At 46.5% G+C, this 17,224-nt stretch carries 14 protein-coding genes and 1 other annotated feature; all 14 genes read left to right on the top strand.

Annotation, left to right across the window (positions count from 1 at the left end; genetic code table 11):
• Positions 1-13 precede the first annotated feature (13 nt).
• Entirely contained in the window at positions 14-439 is a 426-nt protein-coding gene (rplK, locus tag F4V51_RS25670; RefSeq protein WP_053779217.1) for a 50S ribosomal protein L11, read from the top strand.
• 95 nt (positions 440-534) lie between these two features.
• Entirely contained in the window at positions 535-1,227 is a 693-nt protein-coding gene (gene rplA, locus F4V51_RS25665; protein ID WP_127540933.1) for a 50S ribosomal protein L1, read from the top strand.
• Between the two features lie 67 nt (positions 1,228-1,294).
• Positions 1,295-1,442, top strand: a sequence feature (ribosomal protein L10 leader region).
• Between the two features lie 23 nt (positions 1,443-1,465).
• Positions 1,466-1,969 carry a 50S ribosomal protein L10 gene (rplJ, locus tag F4V51_RS25660; RefSeq protein WP_095293427.1) on the top strand — a complete coding sequence of 168 codons (504 nt, stop codon included), beginning with the start codon at positions 1,466-1,468 and terminating at the stop codon, positions 1,967-1,969.
• 72 nt (positions 1,970-2,041) lie between these two features.
• The gene (gene rplL, locus F4V51_RS25655) at positions 2,042-2,404 is read left to right on the top strand and encodes a 50S ribosomal protein L7/L12 (protein ID WP_095293426.1); all 363 of its coding nucleotides are present in this window, start codon (positions 2,042-2,044) and stop codon (positions 2,402-2,404) included.
• A 96-nt stretch (positions 2,405-2,500) separates the two neighbouring features.
• Entirely contained in the window at positions 2,501-3,118 is a 618-nt protein-coding gene (locus F4V51_RS25650; RefSeq protein WP_153980062.1) for a class I SAM-dependent methyltransferase, read from the top strand.
• 393 nt (positions 3,119-3,511) lie between these two features.
• Positions 3,512-7,057 (top strand): DNA-directed RNA polymerase subunit beta, encoded by a 3,546-nt coding sequence (gene rpoB, locus F4V51_RS25645; RefSeq protein WP_095293424.1) that lies wholly within the window; start codon positions 3,512-3,514, stop codon positions 7,055-7,057.
• A gap of 112 nt (positions 7,058-7,169) precedes the next feature.
• Positions 7,170-10,784, top strand: a complete 3,615-nt coding sequence (gene rpoC, locus F4V51_RS25640) for a DNA-directed RNA polymerase subunit beta' (RefSeq protein ID WP_153980061.1) — start codon at positions 7,170-7,172, stop codon at positions 10,782-10,784.
• Positions 10,785-10,987: 203 nt separating this feature from the next.
• Positions 10,988-11,236: a ribosomal L7Ae/L30e/S12e/Gadd45 family protein gene (locus F4V51_RS25635; protein ID WP_076292165.1), complete on the top strand. Its 249-nt coding sequence runs from the start codon at positions 10,988-10,990 to the stop codon at positions 11,234-11,236.
• 154 nt (positions 11,237-11,390) lie between these two features.
• Positions 11,391-11,813: a 30S ribosomal protein S12 gene (gene rpsL, locus F4V51_RS25630; RefSeq protein ID WP_017692070.1), complete on the top strand. Its 423-nt coding sequence runs from the start codon at positions 11,391-11,393 to the stop codon at positions 11,811-11,813.
• 86 nt (positions 11,814-11,899) lie between these two features.
• Positions 11,900-12,370, top strand: coding sequence for a 30S ribosomal protein S7 (gene rpsG / locus F4V51_RS25625; protein WP_056697679.1), 471 nt, complete (start codon positions 11,900-11,902; stop codon positions 12,368-12,370).
• A gap of 47 nt (positions 12,371-12,417) precedes the next feature.
• Entirely contained in the window at positions 12,418-14,496 is a 2,079-nt protein-coding gene (gene fusA, locus F4V51_RS25620) for an elongation factor G (RefSeq protein WP_153980060.1), read from the top strand.
• Between the two features lie 99 nt (positions 14,497-14,595).
• The gene (tuf, locus tag F4V51_RS25615; protein WP_153980059.1) at positions 14,596-15,786 is read left to right on the top strand and encodes an elongation factor Tu; all 1,191 of its coding nucleotides are present in this window, start codon (positions 14,596-14,598) and stop codon (positions 15,784-15,786) included.
• A gap of 439 nt (positions 15,787-16,225) precedes the next feature.
• A complete protein-coding gene (gene rpsJ / locus F4V51_RS25610) occupies positions 16,226-16,534 on the top strand; it encodes a 30S ribosomal protein S10 (RefSeq protein ID WP_017692074.1) in 309 nt (102 codons plus the stop codon).
• Between the two features lie 43 nt (positions 16,535-16,577).
• Positions 16,578-17,201, top strand: a complete 624-nt coding sequence (gene rplC, locus F4V51_RS25605) for a 50S ribosomal protein L3 (protein WP_095362280.1) — start codon at positions 16,578-16,580, stop codon at positions 17,199-17,201.
• Positions 17,202-17,224 lie beyond the last annotated feature (23 nt).

The following is a 17,224-nucleotide window of genomic DNA, read 5'->3' as shown; positions in this document are numbered from 1 at the left end:
GGAGGTGTCAATCATGGCAAAAAAGGTAATCAAAATGGTAAAACTGCAAATTCCAGCAGGTAAAGCGAATCCAGCGCCTCCGGTAGGTCCAGCTTTGGGTCAAGCAGGTGTCAACATCATGGCATTCTGTAAAGAGTTCAACGCTCGTACAGCCGATCAAGCGGGATTGATTATTCCTGTTGAAATCACAGTGTTCGAGGACCGTTCCTTTACTTTCATCACTAAAACTCCACCAGCAGCAGTTCTGTTGAAAGTGGCAGCTAAAGTGGAAAAAGGATCCGGCGAACCGAACAAGAAAAAAGTTGCTACTGTTAAACGTGATGCGGTACGTCAAATCGCAGAACAAAAAATGCCTGACCTGAATGCAGCGAACGTTGAGTCCGCAATGCGTATGGTCGAAGGTACTGCCCGTAGCATGGGTATCACCATCGAAGACTAATTTTTCATCTGAAACATGGCTTCGTAAAGCCGGCCGATTCGCGGCCGGTTGATGTGGGAGGTATATCCGCTAAAACCACAAAGGAGGAATATAACATGGCTAAACACGGTAAAAAATACCTGGAAGCTGCTAAGCTGATCGACAGCGAAGCAACTTACGAGCCTTCAGAAGCTGTAGAGCTTGTGAAAAAGGCAGCCACTGCAAAATTCGATGAAACAATCGAAGCAGCAGTACGCTTGGGCGTTGACCCACGTAAGCAAGACCAGGCTGTACGTGGTGTAGTTGTCTTGCCACACGGCACAGGTAAAACACAACGCGTATTGGTATTTGCAAAAGGTGACAAAGCGAAAGAAGCGGAAGCGGCTGGCGCGGACTATGTTGGTGATGCAGACATGATCAACAAAATCCAACAAGGCTGGTTCGAATTCGACGTCTGCGTAGCGACACCAGATATGATGAGTGAAGTAGGTAAATTGGGCCGACTGCTCGGCGGTAAAGGTCTGATGCCTAACCCTAAAGCCGGAACGGTAACTTTCGATGTAACTAAGGCTGTTCAAGAAATTAAAGCCGGTAAAATCGAATATCGTCTGGATCGTGCAGGTCAAATTCATGCACCGATCGGTAAAGCATCTTTCTCTGCAGAGCAACTGAACGAGAACTTGAAAGCTCTCATGGACGCTCTGAACCGTGCTAAACCGGCGGCAGCAAAAGGTGTTTATCTGAAGAATGTTTCTCTTTCTTCCACGATGGGCCCTGGCGCACGCGTGAACGCAGCTTCTTTTAGATAATATCTGTTGACAGACTTGTTCTGTTTTGATATGATATAAAAGTTGTGAGTCCGAGTGACTGACCGTTGACATTTGAATATGCTTGCCGTAGACAGTAGGTGCCATCAGGCTTAATTTCCTACCGAGGTATGATTATAGAACTTAGAACGATGTAAATCGATGATGAGTATATATCAAGCCTTCGTGATTCTACGGAGGCTTTTCTTAATGGGATAAATTTGATCAGGAGGTGTACAGTTTGGCAAACGCAAAAGTGATTCAAGCAAAACAAGAGTCCGTTGATGCAGTAACAGCGAAATTGCGCGAGAGCGCTACGACAGTTGTTGTTGACTATCGCGGTCTGAACGTTGCCCAAGTAACTGAGCTGCGTAAGCAGCTTCGTGAAGCCGGAATCGAATTCCAAGTGCTGAAAAACACATTGCTTCGCCGTGCGACTGCTGCAGCAGAACTGACAGAACTCGATAGCGTTCTTACAGGTCCTACTGCAATTGCATTCAGCGCCGAAGATGCTGTGGCTCCAGCCAAAATTCTGAACGACTTCGCTAAAAAGAACGACGCACTGGAATTGAAAGGTGCAGTTGTTGAAGGTCGTGTAATCGGAGTAGAAGAAGTTAAGGCATTGGCAGAACTGCCATCCCGCGAAGGTCTCCTCTCCATGCTCCTCAGCGTGCTTCAAGCGCCAGTGCGCAACTTCGCGCTTGCGGTTAAAGCTGTTGCGGAAAAAGAAGAACAAGGCGCGTAAGCTACTTGATCTGATCGCTGCTTAGGCAGCATTGAATGACAAAAAAATAAAATTATATATGGAGGTTCAATCATGAGTAAAGAGCAAATCTTGGAAGCAATCAAAGGCATGACTGTACTGGAACTGAACGATCTTGTTAAAGCAATCGAAGAAGAATTCGGCGTAACTGCTGCAGCTCCAGTAGCTGTTGCAGGTGGCGGAGCTGCTGCAGCAGAAGCTGAGCAATCCGAGTTCGACGTAATCTTGGCAAGCGCTGGCGCTTCCAAAATCAACGTTATCAAAGCAGTTCGTGAAATCACAGGTCTTGGCCTGAAAGAAGCTAAAGAAGTAGTTGACAATGCTCCAAAAGCATTGAAAGAAAAAGTTAGCAAAGAAGAAGCTGAATCCATCAAAGCTAAATTGGAAGAAGCAGGCGCTACAATCGAAGTTAAATAATTTGGCTTTTACAAGCTAAATGAACAAAACAACAAACCCCTTGACTTATATCAAGGGGTTTGTTGCTGTAATTGTATATGGAAAGTGAGTGAGGACATGTCCAATCATTATTATTCGGACAAACCGCAGGTCGCACATGACAGACGGGCAACGGAAGCGGAGCTTCGTGGATGGAAATTGCGATTCGTTACCGATGCAGGTGTATTTTCCAAGAGCGGAATCGATTACGGCAGCAGAGTACTGATTGATGCAGTAGAGTTAACTGCTGGGGCTCATGTTCTGGATGTGGGTTGCGGGTATGGACCAATTGGTCTTACGGCAGCCAAGCTTGTACCCGAAGGACATGTCACCATGATCGATATCAACGAGAGAGCGGTTGAGCTTTCCAGAGAAAATGCAAAAGCAAATGGAATCACGAATGTAACGGTATTACAAAGTAATCTACTTTCTGAAGTGAACCAGAGGGACTTTGACGCAGTTCTAACCAACCCGCCGATTCGAGCAGGGAAGGAAACCGTTCATACCATTTTTGAGCAGGCGTATCAGCATCTGAAGGTAGGTGGTTCGTTGTGGATTGTCATTCAGAAAAAGCAAGGGGCTCCTTCCGCAAAAGCGAAGCTGGAATCCTTGTTTGGAAGAGTGGAAGAAGTAACGAAAGATAAAGGCTACCGGATTTTCAAAGCGGTGAAAACGGGGGACTCGTCCGAAGGGTAGTTTCCGATTTGTAAAGTAAGCAGGGGAGCATTTTTTTTGCAATAGGACTATTGACTTGAAATTCAGGTCGTGGTATTATTGTAAAATGTCAGTATTAAGATGCCCTACTTGGCTTTAGCTAACTAAAAATGTCAATCTTTTTTTACGCCGAACGGGCTTATTATGCCTACGTTTGGCGTATAATATGTACATTTTGGGCAAACTGGGGATAAGTATGATTTTGGAAGACATCCGCCGATCAAAGTTGCTCTTTTTTCGAACGACATTCGAGTAAGGGCTTTTCTTTATTTGTGGATGCATTGCTTTGCTCTGTATGTGTACCATTATAAGGTTACAAACAGAGGTTCGCAACGAAATTTTTAAAGTGAGTAGACATTGAGGGGTGAGTTTAAGTTGGCAGGACATCTTGTTCAATATGGTCGACGCACTCGGCGCAGTTATGCACGAATTAACGAGATACTCGAAGTTCCGAACCTGATTGAGATCCAACAAAAATCTTACGATTGGTTTTTGGAGGAAGGGTTGCGCGAAATGTTCCAGGATATCTCGCCGATCCAGGATTTTACAGGCAACTTGATTTTGGAATTTATCGATTACAGTCTCGGTGAACCGAAGTATACAGTAGACGACGCGAAAGAGCGTGACGTTACTTATGCAGCACCGCTTCGGGTCAAAGTCCGGCTCATTAATAAGGAAACCGGCGAAGTCAAAGAGCAGGAAGTATTCATGGGAGATTTCCCGCTGATGACCGAAACCGGCACATTTATTATTAATGGTGCGGAACGGGTTATTGTCAGCCAGTTGGTTCGCTCTCCTAGCGTTTACTTCAGTACCAAAGTAGATAAGAACGCCAAAAAAACGTATACCGCTACAGTTATTCCTAACCGCGGCGCTTGGCTCGAATTGGAGATGGACGCGAAGGATGTTGTATACGTCCGGATCGACCGTACACGTAAAATTCCAGTTACGGTTCTCCTGCGTGCTCTTGGTTTTGGCACAGACGCTGAGATTCTGGATCTGCTCGGTAATGACGAATATATTCGCAACACGCTGGACAAAGACAATACGGATTCCACGGAGAAAGCGCTGATTGAAATTTATGAGCGTCTTCGTCCGGGCGAGCCACCAACGCTGGATAACGCGAAAAGCTTGCTCGTAGCTCGTTTCTTTGATCCAAAACGATATGACCTGGCTAACGTTGGTCGTTACAAAATCAACAAAAAGCTACACATCAAAAACCGTTTGTTCAATCAACGTTTGGCTGAGTCTCTCGTTGATACTGAAACTGGCGAAATTATCGCCGAAGCAGGTCAAATGGTAGACCGTCGTTTGCTCGATGAAATCATGCCTTATCTGGAGAAGAGTGTTGGCTTCCGTACGTATCACGTAGCTAACGGAGTTCTGGATGCGAATGATATCCCAATGCAAACGATTGACGTGTTCTCGCCGATTGAAGATGGTAAAGTCGTTAAGCTGATTGCCAATGCTAACATTGATAAATCAGTGAAGAACGTAACGCCGGCAGACATCATTTCTTCAATCAGTTACTTCATTAACCTTCTGCACGGCATCGGAAGCACAGATGATATCGATCACCTGGGTAACCGTCGTCTGCGTTCGGTTGGTGAACTCTTGCAGAACCAATTCCGTATCGGTTTGTCTCGTATGGAACGTGTTGTTCGTGAGAGAATGTCCATTCAGGATGCTAACGTGATCACGCCACAGGCATTGATTAACATACGTCCTGTAATTGCATCCATTAAAGAGTTCTTCGGTAGCTCCCAATTGTCACAGTTTATGGATCAAACGAACCCTCTGGGTGAATTGACGCATAAACGTCGTCTGTCCGCACTCGGACCGGGCGGTTTGACACGTGAGCGTGCAGGCATGGAAGTCCGTGACGTCCATCCATCCCACTATGGCCGGATGTGTCCAATCGAGACTCCAGAGGGACCAAACATTGGTTTGATCAACTCCTTGTCTACATTTGCCCGTGTGAACGAATATGGTTTCATTGAAGCTCCATATCGCTGGGTAGATCCGAAGACTGGTGTCGTAACCGAGCAAATCGATTATCTGACAGCAGACGAAGAGGACAACTACGTTGTCGCTCAAGCGAACGCGAAACTGAATGAAGATGGAACTTTTGCGGAAGAAGCGATCATTGTACGTTACAACAAACAATCGGATAACATCCTTACGATGCCGAGCGAGCGCGTTGACTACATGGACGTATCTCCTAAACAAGTTGTATCCGTCGCTACGGCGCTCATTCCGTTCCTTGAAAACGATGACTCCAACCGCGCACTGATGGGATCCAACATGCAGCGGCAGGCGGTTCCTCTCTTGATTCCTAAAGCTCCGCTCGTAGGTACGGGTATGGAACACAAAGCTGCAAAAGATTCCGGTGTATGTATTGTCTCCAAATATGACGGGATTATTGAACGTTCTTCTGCGAATGAAATCTGGCTCCGTCGTGTGGAAGAGGTAGATGGCCAAGAAGTTAAAGGCGATATCGTTAAATATAAATTACACAAATTTATGCGTTCGAACCAAGGAACATGCATTAACCAACGTCCGATTGTCAAACGTGGTGCTGTTGTCAAAGCTGGCGACATCCTCGCTGACGGTCCTTCGACGGAAATGGGCGAATTGGCTTTGGGACGCAACGTCGTTGTTGCCTTCATGACTTGGGAAGGTTACAACTACGAGGATGCGATTCTGCTTAGTGAAAAACTCGTGAAGGAAGATGTTTACACATCCATCCACATCGAGGAGTATGAGTCAGAAGCGCGTGATACCAAGCTCGGACCTGAAGAGATCACACGTGACATCCCTAACGTAGGGGAAGAAGCGCTGCGTAACCTCGATGAGCGTGGTATTATCCGGATTGGTGCCGAAATCGCTGCTGGCGATATCCTGGTTGGTAAAGTAACGCCTAAAGGTGTAACTGAACTGACTGCGGAGGAACGTCTCCTGCATGCAATCTTCGGTGAGAAAGCACGTGAAGTTCGTGATACGTCCTTGCGTGTGCCTCACGGTACTGACGGGATCGTCGTAGACGTGAAAGTATTTACCCGTGAAAACGGTGATGAACTGCCTCCAGGTGTTAACCAGCTCGTTCGTGTCTATATCGCTCAAAAACGGAAAATCTCCGAGGGTGATAAAATGGCCGGACGTCACGGTAACAAAGGGGTCGTGGCCCGTATCCTGCCGGAAGAAGATATGCCATTCCTGCCGGACGGAACACCGGTTCAAATCGTTCTTAACCCGCTGGGCGTACCTTCCCGGATGAACATCGGTCAAGTGCTCGAAGTTCACTTGGGTATGGCTGCTATGCAGCTCGGTATCCACGTAGCTACCCCTGTATTCGACGGAGCGAAAGAGTATGACGTCTTCGATACGATGGAAGAAGCAGGTATGCAGCGTAATGGTAAAACCGTTCTGTACGATGGCCGTACGGGTGAAGAGTTTGAACGTGAAGTAACTGTCGGCGTCATGCACATGATCAAGCTGGCGCACATGGTTGATGATAAAATCCATGCTCGTTCCACAGGTCCTTACTCACTCGTTACGCAACAGCCGCTGGGTGGTAAAGCCCAATTCGGTGGTCAGCGTTTCGGGGAGATGGAGGTTTGGGCGCTTGAAGCATACGGCGCTGCCTATACCCTGCAAGAAATCTTGACTGTTAAGTCCGATGATGTTGTTGGTCGGGTGAAAACATATGAGTCCATTGTCAAAGGTGAGAATGTTCCGGAGCCGGGTGTTCCTGAATCGTTCAAAGTATTGATCAAAGAGCTGCAAAGCTTGGGTATGGACGTTAAGATTTTGAGTGAAGATGAACAAGAGATTGAAATGAAAGAAATGGACGATGAAGATGACGCTGCGAGCGATAAGCTCAGCCTCAACCTTGAGGGTTCAGAGGTCGGAGTGGAGTAACCGCTTCGGGCGCATGATGACCGGCGTTTTTCATCAGGCTCGCGTCTTGCTCCGGCTTCGGCCGGAGAAGGCGTAACCTAGAATACAGGAATTGGTTAAGGAGGGTTGCTCCTTGTTGGACGTCAACAATTTCGAATACATGAAGATCGGGCTTGCTTCCCCAGAAAAAATTCGTTCTTGGTCCCGCGGAGAAGTGAAAAAACCGGAAACGATCAACTATCGTACGTTGAAACCGGAAAAAGAAGGGCTGTTCTGCGAAAAGATTTTTGGCCCTACGAAAGACTGGGAATGTCACTGTGGTAAATACAAACGCGTTCGTTATAAAGGCGTTGTCTGTGACCGCTGTGGTGTTGAAGTAACACGTGCCAAAGTACGCCGTGAACGGATGGGCCATATTGAGCTCGCTGCTCCGGTATCGCACATCTGGTACTTCAAAGGTATTCCGAGCCGCATGGGTCTCGCTTTGGATATGTCTCCAAGATCTCTCGAGGAGATTATCTATTTTGCATCTTATGTAGTAACTGATCCAGGAGAAACTCCACTGGAGAAAAAACAGCTGTTGTCCGAGAAAGAATACCGCAGCTACCGTGAAAAATACGGATATGGATTCCAGGCTGGCATGGGTGCAGAAGCGGTTAAAAAACTGCTTCAAGACCTTGATGTAGACAAAGAGCTTGAATTCCTAAAGGAAGAGCTCCGCACTGCACAAGGACAACGTCGTAACCGTGCAATCAAACGTCTGGAAGTTATTGAAGCTTTCCGCAACTCAGGTAACAAACCTGAGTGGATGATCATGGATGTACTTCCTGTTATCCCGCCGGAACTTCGTCCAATGGTACAATTGGATGGTGGACGTTTTGCAACGTCTGACCTGAATGATCTGTACCGCCGTGTAATTAACCGGAACAACCGTCTGAAACGCTTGCTTGATCTGGGCGCACCAGACATTATCGTGCAGAATGAAAAACGGATGCTGCAGGAAGCTGTTGACGCATTGATCGACAACGGCCGTCGTGGACGCCCGGTAACGGGTCCTGGTAACCGTCCATTGAAATCCCTCAGCCACATGCTGAAAGGTAAACAAGGACGTTTCCGTCAAAACTTGCTCGGTAAACGTGTTGACTATTCTGGTCGTTCCGTTATCGTTGTCGGACCTTACCTGAAGATGTATCAGTGTGGTCTTCCAAAAGATATGGCACTTGAACTGTTCAAGCCTTTCGTAATGAAAGAACTTGTGAATAAAGGGCTTGCCCACAATATCAAGAGCGCGAAACGTAAAGTTGAGCGTGTAAGTCCTGAAGTATGGGATGTTCTTGAAGAAGTAATTAAGGAGCACCCGGTTCTACTCAACCGTGCCCCTACGCTTCACCGTCTGGGTATTCAAGCATTCGAACCAATTCTGGTTGAAGGTAAAGCCATTCGTCTTCACCCACTCGTATGTACGGCATACAATGCCGACTTTGACGGTGACCAAATGGCCGTGCACGTTCCGTTGTCTGCTGAGGCACAAGCGGAAGCGCGTATCCTGATGCTTGCATCTGGTAACATTTTGAACCCGAAAGACGGTAAACCAGTTGTTACTCCTTCCCAGGATATGGTCCTAGGTTCTTACTACCTGACTATGGACAACAAGGAAGAAAAGGGAACTGGCATGATCCTGCGTACAGTGAACGAGGCTGTATCTGCGTATCAACGCGGTACTGCCGGCTTGCATGCACGCGTGGCGATTCCGGTTAAAGCCCTGGGTAAAACTAGCTTTACTGAAAAACAACAAGATGCAATGTTGCTGACAACTGTCGGTAAAATCATCTTCAATGAAATCTTCCCAGCAAGTTTCCCTTACATTAACGATGCAACTCGTGCAAACCTTTATCAAGGTACTGCAGAGCATTTCTTTGTGTATGAGAAGGGGACTGACCTGAGAGAAGCAATCATGAACGCACCTCAAGCAGGTGGTGTTGGTAAGGAATATCTGGGTACAATCATCGCTCGTTGTTTTGAAATTTACCATACAACGGAAACAGCCGTTATTCTGGATAAAATCAAACAGCTTGGTTTCACATACTCGACTCGTGCCGGTATTACGGTTGCGGTTTCGGACGTAGTGGTACCAGATGAGAAAACAGATATCCTCAGACAATCCGAAGAAAAAGCACAAATCGTTACGAACCAGTACCGTCGTGGTCTGATTACGAACGAAGAGCGCTATGACCGCATCATTGATATCTGGTCTAAATCGAAAGATGATATTACCGAGATTCTGATGAAGTCGATGGATCGTTACAACTCGATCATGATGATGGTTGACTCCAAAGCACGGGGTAACAAATCGCAAATCACCCAATTGGGCGGTATGCGTGGTCTGATGGCCAACCCGTCCGGTCGTATCATCGAACTCCCAATCAAATCGAACTTCCGTGAAGGTCTGACGGTACTCGAGTACTTCATCTCGACACACGGTGCGCGTAAAGGTTTGGCCGATACGGCCCTGCGTACAGCCGACTCAGGTTACCTGACTCGTCGTCTCGTAGACGTGGCACAAGATGTGATCGTGCGTGAAGATGATTGTGGTACAGATAAAGGATTTACGGTTAGCCGTATCCAGGATGGTAAAGAGGTTATTGAAGATCTCTATGACCGTATCGAAGGAAGATACTGCTTCGAAACTGTTCGTCATCCGGAAACAAAAGAAATTATTGCACACCGCAATGAATTGATTGACTCCGACAAGGCAGAGGCAATCATCAAAGCAGGTGTTACCAAATTGCAAATCCGCTCCGTACTCAGCTGCCGTGCTCGTCATGGTGTCTGCAAAAAATGTTACGGTCGCAACCTGGCGACTGGTAAACACGTGGAGATCGGTGAAGCAGTTGGTATTATCGCTGCGCAATCCATTGGTGAGCCGGGAACACAGCTGACAATGCGTACGTTCCACACCGGTGGTGTAGCCGGAGACGATATCACGCAAGGTTTGCCGCGTATCCAGGAGTTGTTTGAGGCTCGTAATCCTAAGGGTCAAGCAACGATCAGTGAGATTGACGGTATTGTCAAAGAGATTCGCGAAGCAAAAGACCGTCGCGAAATCGAAATTCAAGGTGAAGCGGAATCCAAAGTTTACTCCGTTACCTACGGTTCCCGTGTTCGCGTAAGCGAAGGCATGGAGATCGAAGCAGGCGACGAGCTGACTGATGGTTCCATCGATCCAAAAGAAATGCTGCGCATCAAAGGCGTACGTGGTGTACAGAACTACATTCTGCAGGAAGTACAACGCGTATACCGTAACCAGGGCGTAGAAATTAATGATAAACACGTTGAAGTTATGATCCGTCAAATGCTGCGTAAAATCCGCATCGTCGATGCAGGAGATACAACGCTGCTGCCAGGATCGTTCGTAGATACGCATGAGTACGAAAGAGCTAACAAAACAGCGATTCTTAGTGATAAAGAGCCAGCGGTTGCGAAACCAATCTTGCTCGGTATCACAAAAGCGTCTCTCGAAACAGACTCCTTCCTCTCTGCGGCGTCGTTCCAAGAGACTACACGTGTACTGACAGATGCAGCGATCAAAGGTAAAGTCGATCAGTTGCTCGGTCTGAAGGAGAATGTAATCATCGGTAAATTGATCCCTGCAGGTACAGGTATGAACCGTTACCGCAGCATCAAGTTTGCTGAGCCGGAGGATGGTCAATCTTCAGTTGAAGAACTTGAGCCTGTTTCCGTTGATTAAATAGATTCCCCCTGTTTAGGGTGAATATAAAGTTTTGTATGTCAGGGGATGGACGTCTGTTTAATACAGATGGACATTTCCTGATGTGCGAAAACTTTGAATAAATGTTTTACGATTAGCATTGACATTGCTTGCGCTAGATGCTAATATATCAAAGGTGCGTGAGCAGCTGATTGTATATGTCCTATTCGGAGGAATGAACAATGTCTAATGAAAAAGGCCTGCAAGATGCTCATGTCAAAATAGGTACAAAACAGACCATGCGGATGGTCCAGTCAGGAATGGCTGCTGAGGTCTATGTGGCCGAAGATAGCGATCCGCAGCTCACTTCCAAAATCATTGCCTTGTGTGAACAACACAATGTGAAGTACACGAAAGTGGACACAATGAAAAATCTCGGCAAAGCTTGCGGGATTGGAGTGGGAGCAGCAATGGCTGCTGTCGCAAAATGATAGGGTAAGGAACGTTTTTGTCCGAGAACTTTTTAGGGATTCTCCAAGGCAAAAACTTTTCATTTGTCTTTTTATGAACCGCCTGGGTCTGTGGACTTAGCGATAAGAGGTTTATAAAGAAACATGAACAATTGAGGAAGGGGGTGGCAATCACATGCCAACTATTAACCAACTGGTACGCAAAGGACGTCAAGCTAAAGTTGAAAAGTCCAAATCACCAGCATTGCAAAAAGGGTTCAACGCTTTGAAACGTGAATCTACTAACATCAGTGCCCCACAAAAACGTGGTGTCTGCACTCGTGTAGGTACAATGACTCCACGTAAACCGAACTCTGCACTTCGTAAATATGCCCGTGTTCGTTTGACGAACCGTCTCGAGGTAACTGCTTATATCCCGGGTATCGGACATAACTTGCAAGAGCACAGTGTTGTATTGATTCGCGGAGGTAAAGTTAAGGACCTTGCAGGGGTTCGTTACCACATCGTTCGTGGAGCACTCGATACTGCAGGCGTGAACAACCGTATGCAAGCTCGTTCTAAATACGGTGCTAAACGTCCTAAAGCTAAAAAAGCCTAACACATTATAAGAAGCGATCCTGAATATCCTTTGGCTTAATGTCCAGAGTACAGGATCAGCTTAGCAAGAAAGAAAGGGGGATATCCATGCCACGCAAAGGTCCAGTTACGAAAAGAGACGTGTTGCCAGATCCGGTATACAACTCCAAGTTGGTTACTCGTTTGATCAACCGCATCATGCTCGACGGAAAACGCGGTGTTGCTCAAAGCATTCTGTATAATGCGTTCAAGTTGATCCAAGAACGCACGGGTAATGACCCGATGGAAGTATTTGAGACAGCAATCAAGAATATCATGCCAGTCCTGGAAGTTAAAGCTCGCCGTGTCGGCGGTGCCAACTACCAAGTACCAATCGAGGTAAAACCAGAGAGACGTACTGCTTTGGGTTTACGTTGGCTCGTGAACTACTCCCGCAATCGCGGTGAGAAAACAATGGAAGAGCGTCTGGCGGCTGAGATCATCGACGCTTCCAACAACACAGGCGCTTCCGTTAAGAAACGTGAAGATACGCACAAAATGGCTGAAGCGAACAAAGCGTTTGCTCACTACCGTTGGTAGGATTCAGTTCACAATAAAAACTTCAATTTTGAAGGGAGACCCATTTCATGGCAAGAGAGTTCTCCTTGAAAAATACACGTAATATCGGGATCATGGCTCATATTGATGCGGGTAAAACCACGACAACTGAGCGGATCTTGTTCTACACAGGCCGTACGCACAAAATCGGGGAAGTTCACGAAGGCGCTGCGACAATGGACTGGATGGAACAGGAACAGGAGCGCGGAATTACGATTACTTCCGCTGCGACTACCGCTGCTTGGAAAGGCCACCGCGTTAATATCATTGATACCCCGGGACACGTTGACTTCACTGTTGAAGTTGAACGTTCCCTTCGTGTATTGGACGGAGCAGTTGGTGTATTCAGTGCGAAAGAAGGCGTTGAGCCTCAGTCTGAAACTGTATGGAGACAGGCTGACCGTTACGGCGTACCTCGTATCGCTTACGTAAATAAAATGGATATCATCGGTGCTGACTTTTTGAACGTTGTCGCTGACATGCGTGATCGCCTTCAAGCGAACGCTGTTGCGATTCAACTGCCAATCGGCGCTGAAAATGATTTCGTTGGTATCATCGATATCGTTGAACAAAAGGCTCATATGTACAAAGATGACCTTGGTCAAAATATCGAAGAAACCGAAATTCCTGCGGAATTTGCTGATCAAGTTGAAGAACTCCGCAACGAATTGATTGAGCGGGTTGCAGAACTCGACGAAGAATTGACTATGAAATACCTGGAAGGCGAAGAGATCACTGTTGAAGAGATCAAATCCGCTCTCCGTAAGGGTGTAGTAGAAGTTAAGATCTTCCCAGTAATCTGTGGATCCTCTTATCGTAACAAAGGTGTTCAACTGATGTTGGATGCTGTTATCGACTACTTGCCAGCTCCAGTTGACGTTCCAGCAATCAAGGGTCTCCTTGAAGACGGAACAGAAGCAGTTCGCAAGTCTTCCGATGAAGAGCCATTCTCTGCATTGGCCTTCAAAATCATGACTGACCCTTACGTTGGTAAATTGACATTCTTCCGCGTATACTCCGGTATTCTTCAATCCGGTTCTTACGTATTGAATGCCACTAAAAACAAACGTGAGCGTATCGGTCGTATCCTTCAAATGCACGCGAACAGCCGTCAAGAGATCACTGAAGTTTACTCCGGTGACATTGCAGCTGCCGTAGGTTTGAAAGATACAGGTACAGGTGATACACTATGTGATGAGAAAAACCCGGTTATCTTGGAATCGATGAACTTCCCTGATCCGGTTATCGAAATCGCCGTTGAACCTAAAACCAAAGCTGACCAAGATAAAATGGGTGTTGCTCTCGGCAAGTTGACAGAAGAGGATCCAACTCTTCGCGCTCACACTGACGAAGAAACAGGCCAAACAATCTTGGCAGGTATGGGTGAGCTTCACCTTGATATCATCATCGACCGTATGCGTCGTGAGTTCAAGGTTGAAACTACTGTGGGTAAACCACAAGTAGCTTACCGTGAAACATTCCGTGCTCCAGCGCGTGTTGAAGGTAAATTCGTTCGTCAATCCGGTGGTCGTGGTCAATACGGTCACGTATGGGTTGAGTTCGAACCACTCGAGCCAGGTACAGGCAGTCAGTTCGAAAGTAAGATTGTCGGTGGTTCGGTTCCGAGAGAATACATTCAACCAGCACTGTCAGGGATTGAAGAGCAAATGAAAAACGGCGTTATTGCAGGCTTCCCGCTTGTAGACGTTAAGGCTACAATTGTAGACGGATCTTACCATGATGTCGATTCCAACGAGATGGCATTTAAAATTGCCGGATCGATGGCGCTGAAAGCAGCAAAAGACAAATGTAGTCCAGTTCTGCTTGAGCCAATCATGAAAGTAGAAGTAACCGTTCCGGAAGAGTACATGGGTGACGTTATGGGTATGCTTAACTCCCGTCGTGGCCGCATTGAAGGTATGGATTCCCGTAGTGGAGCTCAAATCATTCGTGCTAAAGTACCTTTGTCCGAAATGTTCGGATACTCTACAACTCTTCGTTCCGGTACTCAAGGACGCGGCGTATTCTCCATGGAGCTTTCTCACTATGAAGAAGTTCCTAAGAGCATCGCTGAAGAGATCGTTGCCAAAACAAAAGGCACCGAGTAGTTTTCTCACACTGGATGCTAGTGCATAGGGATATAATCTTCTAGATGCTAACGTCCAGTGAAAACATAAAATTTAACATTTTAAGGAGGCCACGTTCAAATGGCAAAGGCTAAATACGAACGTAATAAACCACACGTTAACATTGGTACTATCGGTCACGTCGACCATGGTAAAACAACTCTGACTGCTGCAATCACTACTGTATTGTCCAAAACTTACGGTGGCGCAGCGATCGCTTTCGATCAAATCGACAAAGCTCCAGAAGAGCGCGAACGCGGTATCACAATCTCCACAGCACACGTTGAGTACGAAACTGACGCTCGTCACTACGCTCACGTTGACTGCCCAGGTCACGCCGACTATGTTAAAAACATGATCACTGGCGCGGCACAAATGGACGGAGCTATCTTGGTAGTATCCGCAGCTGACGGCCCAATGCCACAAACTCGTGAGCACATCTTGCTCTCCCGTCAAGTAGGCGTACCTTACATCGTTGTATTCTTGAACAAATGCGACATGGTTGAAGACGAAGAGTTGTTGGAACTGGTTGAAATGGAAGTTCGCGACTTGCTCAACGAATATGAGTTCCCAGGTGACGATACTCCAATCACTCGTGGATCCGCTCGTGAAGCTCTGCAAAACCCTGAAGGTGAGTGGGCTCAAAAAATCGTTGAGATGTTCAAAGAAATCGATACTTACATCCCAACTCCAGAGCGCGACACTGACAAACCTTTCTTGATGCCAGTTGAGGACGTATTCTCCATCACTGGTCGTGGTACAGTTGCTACAGGTCGTGTAGAGCGTGGTACTGTTAAAGTCGGTGAAGAGATCGAAATCGTGGGTATCCACGAAGAAACTAAAAAATCCGTAGTTACGGGCGTTGAAATGTTCCGTAAATTGCTGGATTCCGCTCAAGCGGGTGACAACATCGGCGCATTGCTGCGTGGTGTTGACCGTGAAAGCATCGAGCGTGGACAAGTACTTGCTAAACCAGGTTCTGTTAAACCACACACAGAATTTACAGCTCAAGTATACGTTCTGACTAAAGAAGAGGGTGGACGTCACAAACCTTTCTTCACAGGATACCGTCCACAATTCTATTTCCGTACAACTGACGTAACAGGTATCATCAACCTGCCTGAAGGTACTGAAATGGTAATGCCAGGCGACAACATCACAGTAACTGTACAACTGATCGCTCCAATCGCGATCGAAGAAGGTACACGCTTCGCGATCCGCGAAGGTGGACGTACAGTTGGTGCCGGTGCGGTTGCATCCATCCAAAAATAATTCAGCTTTCCGCTGAGTAAGCATATGCAACAGTGTACTGGAACGAGTAACATTGTACTGTAACGAAGCTTCGGAAGAGTTCTTTATCCGACATCGGATAAAGAACTCTTTTATTATGTATAAGAGATTCGGAACCTGCGTCATAATGTGAATAGCATTCAAATGTATGTATAGAAAGATCGGTTAAGGCAGCCTGCATAACGATGAAACAACGCATTAAACAACGTCATTTCAATATGAAAAGATTAGTTTAAATGTTTTTCTTAAATATGCTTGCAATACGCCCATTTTTTCTATATAATAATGAATGTTGTTCTGAGACGTTGCGATGATGTGAGAGGTTACTGACACACCCGGCCCCTTTGCCATGGGAGGGATGTCGGAAAATTTTCACGGAGTATGTCCGATAATAAATTGGGCGATAGAAGGAGGGACTAAAATGGCAAAGCAAAAAATTCGTATTCGTTTGAAAGCTTACGACCACAGAATTCTTGATCAATCCGCGGAGAAAATTGTTGAAACAGCAAAACGTTCGGGTGCTGGTGTATCCGGTCCGATTCCGCTTCCAACTGAAAAACAAATCATTACTATTCTTCGTGCGGTACACAAGTACAAGGATTCTCGGGAACAGTTCGAGCAACGCACACATAAGCGTTTGATCGACATCGTTAACCCGACTCCACAAACTGTGGATGCCTTGATGCGCTTGGATCTACCGTCCGGTGTAGATATCGAAATCAAACTGTAATATAAATCAATAAGACCATGTATAAAGGAAAAGAGGTGTCAACATGAAAGGTATCTTAGGAAAAAAACTTGGAATGACTCAAGTGTTTACCGCTGAAGGTAACGTAGTACCAGTAACGGTTATCGAAGCAGGACCTTGTGTTGTTTTGCAAAAGAAAGATCTTGAGAACGATGGCTACGAAGCAGTTCAAATCGGTTACTCCGATAAGAAAGAGAAAAATGCCAACAAGCCAGAAGCAGGACACGCTAAAAAAGCGAATACTGCCCCTAAGCGCTACGTTCGTGAACTTCGCGGCATCAACATCGCGGAATATGAAGTTGGCCAAGAGTTGAAAGCTGACATTTTCGCAGAAGGCGAATTCGTTGACGTAACGGGTATTTCTAAAGGTAAAGGTTTTGCCGGCGTAATCAAACGTTGGGGACAAAGCACTGGACCTATGTCTCACGGTTCTCGTTATCACCGTGGCCCGGGTTCGATGGGTTCGATCCAAGCTAACCGCGTTCCTAAAGGCAAGCACTTGCCAGGACACATGGGTCATGAGACAGTTACAATCCAACGTCTTGAAGTTGTTAAAGTAGACGCTGAGCGTAACGTGTTGCTCGTGAAGGGTTCCATTCCTGGACCGAAAAACAGTCTTGTAAAAGTTAAAGAAACGGTGAAAAAATAACCACTGAAGAAAGGAGGAACACA

The sequence above is a fragment of the Paenibacillus xylanilyticus genome, assembly GCF_009664365.1.
Classification (GTDB): Bacteria; Bacillota; Bacilli; order Paenibacillales; family Paenibacillaceae; genus Paenibacillus; species Paenibacillus xylanilyticus_A.
This window is presented reverse-complemented; position numbering and strand designations above follow the sequence as displayed.

Bases quoted from the DNA above. Each gene is read 5' to 3' on its own strand.
- fusA (WP_153980060.1), top strand. From the start codon at position 12,418: ATGGCAAGAGAGTTCTCCTTGAAAAATACACGTAATATCGGGATCATG.
- rplL (WP_095293426.1), top strand. From the start codon at position 2,042: ATGAGTAAAGAGCAAATCTTGGAAGCAATCAAAGGCATGACTGTACTG.
- rpsJ (WP_017692074.1), top strand. From the start codon at position 16,226: ATGGCAAAGCAAAAAATTCGTATTCGTTTGAAAGCTTACGACCACAGA.
- rplK (WP_053779217.1), top strand. From the start codon at position 14: ATGGCAAAAAAGGTAATCAAAATGGTAAAACTGCAAATTCCAGCAGGT.
- F4V51_RS25650 (WP_153980062.1), top strand. From the start codon at position 2,501: ATGTCCAATCATTATTATTCGGACAAACCGCAGGTCGCACATGACAGA.
- rplA (WP_127540933.1), top strand. From the start codon at position 535: ATGGCTAAACACGGTAAAAAATACCTGGAAGCTGCTAAGCTGATCGAC.
- tuf (WP_153980059.1), top strand. From the start codon at position 14,596: ATGGCAAAGGCTAAATACGAACGTAATAAACCACACGTTAACATTGGT.
- rpsL (WP_017692070.1), top strand. From the start codon at position 11,391: ATGCCAACTATTAACCAACTGGTACGCAAAGGACGTCAAGCTAAAGTT.
- rpsG (WP_056697679.1), top strand. From the start codon at position 11,900: ATGCCACGCAAAGGTCCAGTTACGAAAAGAGACGTGTTGCCAGATCCG.
- rplC (WP_095362280.1), top strand. From the start codon at position 16,578: ATGAAAGGTATCTTAGGAAAAAAACTTGGAATGACTCAAGTGTTTACC.
- F4V51_RS25635 (WP_076292165.1), top strand. From the start codon at position 10,988: ATGTCTAATGAAAAAGGCCTGCAAGATGCTCATGTCAAAATAGGTACA.